Raw genomic sequence first — 11,206 nt, forward strand, 5'->3', positions numbered from 1 at the left:
GCACCAACCCCGGTTTCCCAATCCCCCTTCATCAGCCGGCGGGCGCTAGCCCCGGTTGCCACCCTCAACACGACCGGTTTCCACCCTCAACACGACCGGTTTCCACCCTCAACACGAAACGTTCCCGAAACCGGGGCTAGCGCCCGCCGGCTGATCCTACACTCGAAAGCTGGCGGCTCACCGACGACAGCTCACACGAAGAACCTGCTGCGAAGCGACCTTTTTTCTCCCTCAACCCAACCAACGTCCGATGATCACGTCACCCCAGCCATCCCGCAGCCAGCGGCATCCCGTAACCAGTGGTTTCACGCTTGTTGAAATTCTCGTCGTGATCGCGATCATCGGGATTCTGGCGGGCGTATTGATTCCGGCGATCTCCAATGCGCTCGGTCGGGCCAAGACATCGGCTCAGCGTCTCGAGATCAACGCTCTCGATCAAGCTGTCAAGGCATATGAGGCGAAGTACGGTGACTTCCCGCCCGATGGCAGCAGCCAAGCCGTGCTGAAGCGTCACATGGCAAAGCTATTTCCCCGTATGGCTGATCCAGACATTACGTTTCTCGATCGCTTAACCGACAACCGCACCGACAACACGACCGGCACATTCAGTGCCGCCGCGATGGATCGCTCTGAAGCGTTGGTGTTCTTCCTAGGTGGCTTCAGCAAAGACATCCAGCACCCACTTACTGGTCCAGGTGGCCCAATTGTCTTGATGACCGGTGGCACGCCTTCAGATATTACCGACTATCAATACAACGCGACGCGAGACAACGCGTTCTTTGATTTTGATACTGCGAGACTAACGATCAATCGCGCATCTGATACATCGCCCCTGCTTAGCAGCGACGAAGACTTACTCAACGTGGCAGACAACCTCCATGGCGGTAATGACATTTTACCTGCTTACCGTGCGATCGACGGCGGTGACGCTCCCATCGTTTACTTTGATTCACGCACCTATGGGGTGATTGCCACGGTGTCAGGAGTGAATACCTACAACGGCTATTTAGCGCCGTCGGTCGGCGCCGTGCGTCCGTATAAATCGGATCAAGCGATCCAACCGCCGCCGGCGGGGGGCGATTATGCGACAGAACAGTCGGCGTTCGCCGCAGTCAAGTTCCAGAACCCCAATACTTTTCAAATCATTTCGCCAGGCTCGGACTTGTTTTTCGGAAAATTGATTTCCATTGACGCAACCAATGCAGGCGCGTTGCCCGTGCACTTCACCAACTCCGGTGTCCCCGCTTGGCCCAACGCTAGTGCAACTACGTCCGGAGGCCTCGTGTTTACCAATGCCAATGTTGGCTCAAAAGGCTTTCAAGACAGTCAGTGGCCGGCCACCTACGTGGCTGATGAAAACATCAATGGCAACTTAGACAACGTCACCAATTTCACGGAATCCACACTGGGCAACGGACTTGAGTGATCTGCACCATCAACGAGATAGGGCCATGATTCGAACACCGAAGATTCGTTCTGGATTCACTTTAGTCGAGATCCTTGTCGTCATCGTCATCATTGGATTGATGGGCGGCATGGTATTGGCTGCAGTTCGTGGCGTGACCAATACGGCCCGGGCTTCGCGCACCCGGACCATCATCGCCGCCTGCGACAGTGTGATCCAAGAGCAATACGAGTCCTATAAATACCGACCGCTGCCGGTGGAGATACCGACGCTGCGTCAATCGCTGCGAACGGGTGAACTCAGTCGCGAAGTGCTCGCGACCGAAGCAGCTCGCGCACGGTTGGTGATGATGCGAGATCTGCAGCGGATGGAAATGCCCGATCGTCTGGTGGATTTCCTTTCGGTCGGAACATCCCCCACACCGTGTGTCGTCACTGCCGCTGCCAGCCCAGTGATGCTCGATGCGTCTAATAACATTGTGGGAATGCGTTCGAATCGCGGATCTCGCATGGCGTTGAACGTGGTGCACGACCAATCACCCAAAGTCAGCAACTACCTCGCCCGTTACAACGCCGCGCTGGCGCGAACTCCAACCCCGACGGCAGCGGAATTGAGAGCCAACGAGGGCGCCGAGTGCTTGTACATGATCATGGCGAATTCCTTTGTCGGTGGCAGTCCCGGAATCGCATCGATCCCGTCGTCGAATATTGGTGATACCGACGGCGATGGGCTGCCCGAAATCCTGGATGGATGGGGTGTGCCGTTGGCGTTCATTCGCTGGCCGATCGGGTACTTCGATCCATCGGGAACAGTGGACCCCAACGTCCCCGATGACTTTGATCTGTTTCGCGCTGACTTTGCGTACGCCGAGATGTATGACGCGTCGACTCCCAAGACCTCCGACGCCATCGACGTCAACAACGCCAACGCGGCGGTCAAACCTTGGGCGCTGCGCCCCCTGATCATTTCAGCGGGTGGTGATGGTTCCCTCGGCATCGCCACGGAACCCTACCCGTCAGCGGCAACTCCTCCCGCCACAAGCATTTCCTACTCTGACACCGCGTTTGCGATCCCCACCAACTCGGGTGGTGCAGCGGTCGGCGAAGGTTTCATGGGAGTTGAATTTGACGGCCGATCACAGATCAGCCCCTATCAGTTCCCCGACCCCTACCTCCGCCGTTTTCGGGAGATCAACCCCAATAGTTTGTTCCCCGGCCAAGCGTTGCTGGGCACCGACGCTGCCGAGTCCCGGGTCGATAACATCAGTAATCTTTCACTGCAGGCCACTCAATGATGATTGACTTTGCAATACACGGCAAAGCCGCTCCGCGGCGCGATCGCAATGGGTTCACGCTCGTTGAGTTGCTCGTCGTCATGGTGATCTTCTTGATCCTCGTCGCGATCGCGCTGCCGATCGTGAAGGGATTGATCAGTGACCAAAAAGCAACCCGCACGGCGCAGAACATCGAAGCATTCATGAATGCTGCCCGCAGCAGAGCGATCGCGGAGGGACGGACCGTGGGAGTGCGTTTCGAGCGATTGAGTGCCAGCAACTACGCTCGCTCAACCTGCCTGCGACTGCGCCAGCTCGTCGGAATTCCGGCTTACACAGGTGACGCGGCCGATGCCGTCGCCGCCTTGGCAGGCACGCCCGTCAATACCGCTGAGTTTGATACCTCCGACAGCCCGCTGCTGTATCTCAGCTCGCAAATATTGAACGACACGGTGACGCCGAGCAATGATCACCTGGCGCCGATCCAAATTGGCGATCTGTTGGAATTGCCCGGAGGACGGTCGGTACCGATTACGGGCATCGGCGCGGTAAGCGGCACGACCGTAACGATATCGTTCAATCTGGCAGAGAACGTTCCTGTTGACACCTCCACGGTTAACAGGTTTCCGCTTTCAGCCATCTCCAGCGCATCGGGTGGCAACGTGAAGTATCGGATCCACCGCAGTCCCATGCCGTCGTCAAGCACCGTGATGTCGCTGCCCCAGGGCATGGCAATCGATTTGAATTATTCGGGTATCGGTATCAAGGGTAGCCAGTTTGCCCCGGCGTTCTCGGGAGGTATCCGAGCGGTGGACATTCTGTTCAATGCCAGCGGCGCGGTCACGCAAGTCATCTATGACACAGCAAACACCCGGATTTACCCCACTGGTCTGATTTATTTCTGCGTCGGTGAGATTGATGGTGTGGCCAATCTCAACGGCGCTTCGGCAGCGGCCCGGGACAATCTTTTTTCTCAAGATCGAGCGTTGACGACCAACCTCATGAACCCGGATTCTTTGTGGGTGGTGGTGAACCCGGCCTCGGGCCGCGTCACGACCGTTCCCATGGCGAATCCGGGAACGATCCCCGCCGATCCGACGGACCCCACCACCGTCGCCTTCGCTGACGCGTTGGGACCGGCGAGATACTTCGCAACTCTCTCGGACACGGTGGCGGAATGATTATGAATATCACCATGAACAGCTTCCTCAAAATCAGCCGATCGGCGCTCGTGCCACAGGCCCTCAATTCCGCGGGGTCGGTAGGTCGGATGTTGTCCGCAGCAGATGTATCGGACTGCGCCCCGCGTCTGGGCGGGCGCCGCATGGTTAGCCCGCGTACCGGGATCACGCTCATCGAGGTCACCTTCGCCATCGGCGTGATTCTCATCGGGATGGTTGGACTGACGGCGATTTTGCCACTCGCGGGGCACCGGGCGCAAGACGCACTGGATTTTGACACGGCCGCAGCGATGTCTGACGGAGTGTTGAAGGAAGTGGTCGCGCGTAATTTGATCCGCGACGCCGCGCTCACCGGCGTGCAAAACCTCAGTTATTCCAGTGGGGGAAAAGAGTTCACGGTTATCCAACCTTTCTGCTTGGATCCGCTCCTGGCCGATAACACCGCTCCGGCCGTGTACGAGAAGTATGACATGTCATGGTTTCCGTTCTATTCGACCGATCACGATCCCTTAGTGGATCCCTCAAGCACTTACACGATTTCTCCCGGTTTCGCTGGGCAACCTCGATTGCAGCGGGTCGGTTTGAACGCCTTTTCAAGTTACACGTTTCCACAGCGTTTCGAGATAGCGCGGACGTGGGTGGAGAGCCCCAACGATCTTTCCGAGTTGCGACCCAAAGACCGCACCATTCCAGCCGTGCTGACTGGATTGAAAGCCACGACAGGTGCCAATTCGATTATCGACGGCAAACGCATTCCCACGGGTGCCTATAGTTGGATGATCACGGTCGATCCTGACGAGCAATCACGCTATGGGTCCATGGCCGTTGTCATTTATCAATCGCGTGAGCGGACGACCGACTTCCCGTCTGCACCGGTAGAAACGGCCAACCAAAATGCCGCTGCCGAGCGTATTGCCTTGGTAGGCGATGCCATCGGCTTTGCGGGCGGTGCAGGCGGTTCGGTGCAACTCTTGTCATCCGGAGCAACGTTATCTCAGCTCACGTCGGGTAATTGGTTGATGCTCTCGCGAACGACGCGACCAGCGGCAACACCACCCGCCGCCCGCGTCGCATCGCAGGTTTTCCGTTGGTACCGCGTCGTGGGCGTCGACGGCGAACCCACCGTTTACACACCCACAAACGACACGACCGTGGGCGGCATATCCGTCCCCGCCTCCCACTCCTCGAACCCGCGCTCGAATACGACGGTGTGGTCGCTCAAGGTGATGTTGGACGGTCCAGATTGGGATTTCTCAACGGCTCCGTCCACGGACGCCACAACCAATTCGCTGACCTACGCGACGCTCGTCGAAGACGTCGTCGCAGTCAATGAAAAGACGATCCTACTCGCCGATTTCCTGAAGTAGCGTGCCCCGCCACCCCTCCTGCCTCTTCCTTGTCTCCCCCCTCTCCTTGTCTCTCCCTTTCTCTTCTAAGCAAGTCCGATGAATCGCAAGCAACCACCCGCTGGCATCATCCTGTTGGTCGTGCTCAGTTCGCTGACCTTTTTCAGCGTGCTGCTCGCTGCCTATTTGGTCTTCAGCAACCAGTCCCGCTACGCATCGTTCGCGATTTCAGCGCGAAACATTCACCGTCATGACATCAATGGGATCTTTGACGATGCGCTGATGACGCTGATTCGCGGCACAAGCGTCCCCACCAATCCGTTCTACGGCGAGGATCTGCTGAGCGATTACTACGGGCGCAACGATTACATGGCGTTGCAAGTCCGCGCGGGTTCGACGGTTGCGCCTCCCACCAATGGATATATTCGGTTGTCGTTGCAACACGATCCGGCGGCCACGGGTGGACAGACTCCCTCGACCCAGAATGTGAACGATCTGTACACGGGCCGGATCATCACCTTCACCGATGGCAACTTTACGGGACAGACCTTTCGGATTTTGCATTCGATTTCGACATCCGCCGGCAATCATGATGTGATCATCGAGACCAAACCGGAATTGGGAAACACGGTGCCGAACGCGAGCGACAAGATCTGGATGAATGGTGTACCACGCAGTTCACCGGGGCTGGGTTTTGACGGGACAAATATCAACAATACCGCGTCGAGAGGATACCAGTATCAGAATAATCCTCCGTTGTTTGGCAATGTCGGTTTCCAATTGCCGGTCGCCTTGCAACCGAATTCGCTCGGCAACAATGTCGACAAAAGCAGCATCGTCAACGCTGCCGGCAGTGACTTCGATGAAGGCTACGATGCCGCCGATTTCAATAACTGGTTTCTGAGTTACCGCGATACCAGCGGAACGTTGATCCCGTCGTTTCACCGGCCCTCGGTACTCAACTACATTCTCAACGAGAGTCCCGACTGGTCGGCCCCGCCGACGGATGGTTACGCGCATTTGGTCGCCAACATCGTACGGGGAACCTTTCGTCCACTGCCGATCGCGCAGAACCAATTGGTGACGAGCACGCCCCCGCAAGTAGGCAGTTCGATGGTGATCAATGAGCAGTTCACCGGCGGCAGCAGTAGCTTTGCGCTCAGGTTGCCGTTGTCGATGCAGCCCACCGGCACTCCACCGGCACTGAATTACAACACGGCTCGATTGCGACTGAACCAATTGATGGAAGCATTGATCAATGGTCCGTGGGATGTTGATAATGACTTCGATGGCGTTCCAGACAGCATTTGGGTTAATCTCGGTCTGCCTCTGATCACGGCTCCCGATGGTAAGTTGCTGCGTCCCTTGGTCGCGCCGATGATCCAAGATTTGTCTGGCCGTTTGAACGTCAATGCCCACGGCAACTATGCCCTGATCAATCAAGCCACGGGTGTGAACGAAACCGTCGCCGATTGGGCCAATGGGGGTGGCGCCGATCAATTTGCCTTCCGCGGACTTGGATATGGTCCCGCTGACATCAACATTCCTGGTACCGCATTGCAGCTCGGCAACCTGTTGCGGGCCCGGTACCGAGTCGGATCGTCAGCCGACGTGGTGCCCGGAAAATCGGGTGCCGATGCGATTAACGTACTCATGGCGGGCTGGCAACCGGCCGCATTAACCGCCAATGGGGTCTATTCCAATTCGATTGATCCGTACGGGCGTGGTGCATATGGACTGTCCCTGAGCGGCGCGGTGGTCCCCGCCAATGATGGTGCGGTCGGCACTTTCTCACCCACCGATGTGGGCGAACCGCTCGGTGACGATCCGGCGACGACGTCATTTACCGAGCCCTCGACCAACGAGTTGGCGGACAATCCTTACGAGCTCGACCCCAGTGGGCATCTCAGTAGCGACAATATCTTCGTTGGCGCTGAACTCGAAGCCATCATCCGCATCAATGAATTTGATAACGAGCTATTGCCCGACCGGTTGTTGAACTTGATCCGACCGATGACCGAGCCGATGTTGATGCAATCCATCACGGCGACAAGTGTTTCGGATGACTCGCCACTGGTAGCGTCGCCCGGCAGCGCCTCGGCATACGATGCTCTGCGTACGTTGTTGGGCGGCACGTTGAGCAACGCTCAGCTTAACAATCTTGTCGCTCCGGAACTTCGGTTGGCTCGCCGACTTAACATCAACCGCCGATTCGGTAACGGAGTGGACGATAATGCCAACGGAGTGGTCGATGAACCGCGTGAATATAACGTTCCCAATCGCGATGACGACGGTAACGGCACGGTGGATGATGCCTCCGAAACGGTGCAAGTCGAAACACAAGCGTTTCAATCCTACGCGGGAGCGACCATCGACACTAGCTTCACAGGAATTGCTCCCGACTACGTTCGCGACGACACAACCAGAGCCACACCCCGGCAATTGTTGGCACGGCATCTCTACGTATTGATGATGACGATCAGCAATGATTTGCAAAACCAGTTCCCGAGCTACGGAGATACGCTGGCAACACCGGTCCCCGTATCAGATCGGGAGGCCTATCGAGCCCACCGCATCGCTCAGTGGGCGGTGAATGTCGTCGACTATCGCGACCCTGACGCAATCATGACCCGATTCGCTTACGACCCCAACCCTTCGGATGGTTGGGTAGTGGCCGAAGATATCAACGGCAACGGCACGATCGAGCCTGCAACAGAGGTATTCCCACCCGGTGCGACGCCTCCAGCGACGGCCAGTCCTGTGGTGTGGGGATGTGAGCAGCCCGACCTGCTGTTCAGTGAGTCCTATGCGACGCACGACCTTCGCGTTCGTGACACCAATCTGGATACGACCAAGAAGAAAGGGACGATGGCTCCGGATGAGGACGACGACATGGATCAAGTCCGAATCCCGCAGGGCTCGCTATTCCTCGAGCTCTATAGCCCACGCCGCCGCGTCAACTCGGGCGTGGCCGATCCCAATACTGCCGGTGTCCCCCGCGAACTCTACGATGTCGTCACCGGCGGCACGGTGAGCTACTCGCTCGATTTGGAACGCACCATCACGACTTATTTCGATGGTACGAACTGGGGAGAAACAAGCGGCACCGCAGCCGAAGTGCCCGTTTGGCGAATTGCGATCAGTGAACCGCATTTCGAGGCGACGGATCCCGCCAACAATCCGTCGGGGACGGGTAACTCGCCGCTCGAATTGCGTTCGACCCTGCCGGATACCCAGTCGTTCCAACCCCAGCTGGGCCAGCCCAATGCGTTGGACGAGCTCAATACGACGCCAGCGAACTTGGATCTGAATCGATTCGTGCTGTTCACCAATTATACGGCGCTGACCGATTTGCAAAATGCGATCGCACCGATTCCCGACATGACCGAGCCTGCTGGTATCTTTTTCAATCGGACGGCAGTGAGCGCGTCGCTGCTACCGGAGCAGTACCTTAGCCTGGCGCCCCGGACGACGACCCATTTCGGCTCGACCGTATTTGCCGACACCGCAAATCCGACTGCACCGAGCAATCAGCGATTTGAGATTTTGAACGCAGCCCCGTCGGTCGGTCTGATTCAATACGATGCGGCCAACACCGTTCTGACCCCCAATACGAACACCACGATCCAGCCCGGCTTAGGACTGGCCATCTCGAGTTTCGAACCAGCCAGTTGGACCAATGCTGCGGCGACGGCACCCAATGGAATTGGATTGAACGTGACCGAGCCCTTGCCGATTAACCCAGGCGATTACTACGTTGAGCCGACCGATCGATACACTCAGGTCGCAGGATCGACGTATCCGCTAGTCGATGCCTACGTCGAGTATGGCGCAGGCGGCGTGGCTGTCACAGGGTTACCACGCGATCAACCGGAGGACATGCGGGTCGACGGGCCGATCAAGCAACTCACGCAAGCCTTTGCGACCGACCCTGCTACGGTAGCGGACCCGATGATCGGCTCGGTGCCGAACTACCGTACTGCGTTCTTGCAACGGCTGGCTGATCCCACCAGAGGCTTCCATCCAACGCTGAATCCGTATCGTACGATTGATCAAATTGCGATTGATTTGACCATCTTTAGCGGCGAGGACACGCCCGCCCACGTGATGGCAGCGGGAAACATGCCCGCCACACCCACCACGGAAGAACAGTACCTCGAGGGCAGTCGCCAGAGAACGGGAGTCGCTGTCAATGGAGTCGGGGCCAACGTGCTGTACTCCTATGCCACGCAATTACCCAGTAGGGTTCCGGCAATGGTTCCCGCTGGTACAAACTACTTTGACCTGGGTACAAACGTCGCTACCACACTGAATTATCTCAATGCAGGATTCGGCAGTCCGCAAATGACGCCGGTAGCGTTTCGTGGCCGACCCACGTCACCGTTTGCGATGCACCCGTGGTTGAATCGTCCGTTCGCGACGCCCCACGAATTGATGATGGTACCGGCTTGTTCGCAAGGCAGACTATTGGAGGAATTCAGCGTGATCGATCCCGCGAATCCAGATCCTCCGATCTTCCCCGAAAACAGCACCATGGCGTCGGACGCAGCCTATGCAACGATTTTCATCGCCCCGTTCCGTCATCTATTGAATTTCTTCAACAGCGAGAACATCCGCCAAGCCGGTGCGGCCAAGAGCGGCGAGTTCAGCACCCTGTTCGACTTTGTCGGAACCGGGCCGCGGTATCGCGGTGAGACGCGTGCAATGTTGCCAACACGGATCGCTGGCACCCCGCTGGCTCCGCTGTACTCGGCGCCGTTCAACTTCAACGAAGACAATCGGCGCATCGGCAAGATGAATCTTAATTCCATCGAAACGTTTGCCGCGTGGAAGGGATTGATGCAAGGGCACATGAATCCAGCGGAGTATTCCACTGCGAACGGTGCCGCCCAGCTAACGTTCTCCAACTTCTTAGAAACTCGGCGCGGCTATGTGCCACCCAATACTACGCCGAGGCCAACGGTGATGCTGTCCAATGGGACGACTCCTGTGAACTATGCACCGACGCGACTCGACCCGCGTTTTCCCACTCAATTTGCAGGCGCGTTCCGTCGTTCAGCAGAGGGGAACTTCTCCATGCAAGTACGGAACTTAGGGACGGCCGCGCCGGATGAAACAAACCTGCTGCGTCGAAGAAGTGTGAATGCGGGGCTCCTACGCGGAGCGGGAACTGTCGATAGCCAAGAGACAGGCACCGGTGGTTCAACCCCGACTCACACCCCGTTCTTCGTCCGTGCCTCGGCAGAAGCCCCCACGCCGAGCGGCAACGAATATCAAAACCGTAATAAGAACCCGTTCTTAAAGTATCAAACGCTCATGCGGATGCCGAATTTGGCTTCGGAAAACTCGCAGACGTTCTTGATTCGCATGACGATTGGCTTATTTGAGGTTGACGCCAACGACACCACAAACCTGGGTGCTGAGTACGGGGAGTCAACCGGCCAAACTCAGCGATATCGGGCGATGTTCATCGTTGATCGATCGATCCCAGTTGGATTTAAACCCGGCCAAGATCTCAACGCCCGCGACACGGTTGTATTCGAGAGGTACTACCCGTGAAATTGACCACGAAATACACGAAGGACACGAAATAAAGAGCAGACAGAATCACTGAGCCAGACAGAATTCCACCCTCCACTTTTCGTGTAGTTCGTGTCTTTCGTGGTAACTCAAAATCGAACACGTCCCCCAACTCCACCACGCAGTATCGACCACGAAATACACGAAGGACACGAAATCAAGAAGAAGACAAAATCACTGAGCCAGACAGAATTTCACCCTCCGCTTTTCGTGTAGTTCGTGTCTTTCGTGGTAACTCAAAATCGAACACATCCCCCGACTCCACCACGCAGTATCAACCACGAAATACACGAAGGACACGAAACAAAGAGCAGACAAAATTGCTGAGCCAGACAGAATTCCACCCTCCGCTTTTCGTGTAGTTCGTGTCTTTCGTGGTTAATTCAAATCGAACACAGCCCCCGACTCCACCACATGAGAC

The 11,206-nt window shown here is 57.0% G+C and carries 5 protein-coding genes; all 5 read left to right on the forward strand.

What is annotated here, in order from left to right; genetic code table 11:
• Positions 1 to 250 precede the first annotated feature (250 nt).
• The 5 genes from Poly21_RS07120 (at position 251) to Poly21_RS07140 (ending at position 10,764) form a co-directional block, all read left to right on the forward strand.
• Positions 251 to 1,426, forward strand: a complete 1,176-nt coding sequence (locus Poly21_RS07120; protein WP_146406189.1) for a type II secretion system protein — start codon at positions 251 to 253, stop codon at positions 1,424 to 1,426.
• A gap of 25 nt (positions 1,427 to 1,451) precedes the next feature.
• Positions 1,452 to 2,699 (forward strand): prepilin-type N-terminal cleavage/methylation domain-containing protein, encoded by a 1,248-nt coding sequence (locus tag Poly21_RS07125; RefSeq protein ID WP_146406190.1) that lies wholly within the window; start codon positions 1,452 to 1,454, stop codon positions 2,697 to 2,699.
• A complete protein-coding gene (locus Poly21_RS07130; RefSeq protein ID WP_146406191.1) occupies positions 2,696 to 3,859 on the forward strand; it encodes a prepilin-type N-terminal cleavage/methylation domain-containing protein in 1,164 nt (387 codons plus the stop codon). Before Poly21_RS07125 ends, Poly21_RS07130 begins: the two co-directional genes overlap by 4 nt.
• A 14-nt stretch (positions 3,860 to 3,873) precedes the next feature.
• Entirely contained in the window at positions 3,874 to 5,226 is a 1,353-nt protein-coding gene (locus tag Poly21_RS07135; RefSeq protein WP_146406192.1) for a type IV pilus modification PilV family protein, read from the forward strand.
• 78 nt (positions 5,227 to 5,304) lie between these two features.
• Complete coding sequence (locus Poly21_RS07140) at positions 5,305 to 10,764, forward strand: hypothetical protein (RefSeq protein ID WP_146406193.1); 5,460 nt, start codon at positions 5,305 to 5,307, stop codon at positions 10,762 to 10,764.
• Positions 10,765 to 11,206 lie beyond the last annotated feature (442 nt).

Source organism: Allorhodopirellula heiligendammensis, from assembly GCF_007860105.1.
GTDB classification, from domain to species: Bacteria; Planctomycetota; Planctomycetia; order Pirellulales; family Pirellulaceae; genus Rhodopirellula; species Rhodopirellula heiligendammensis.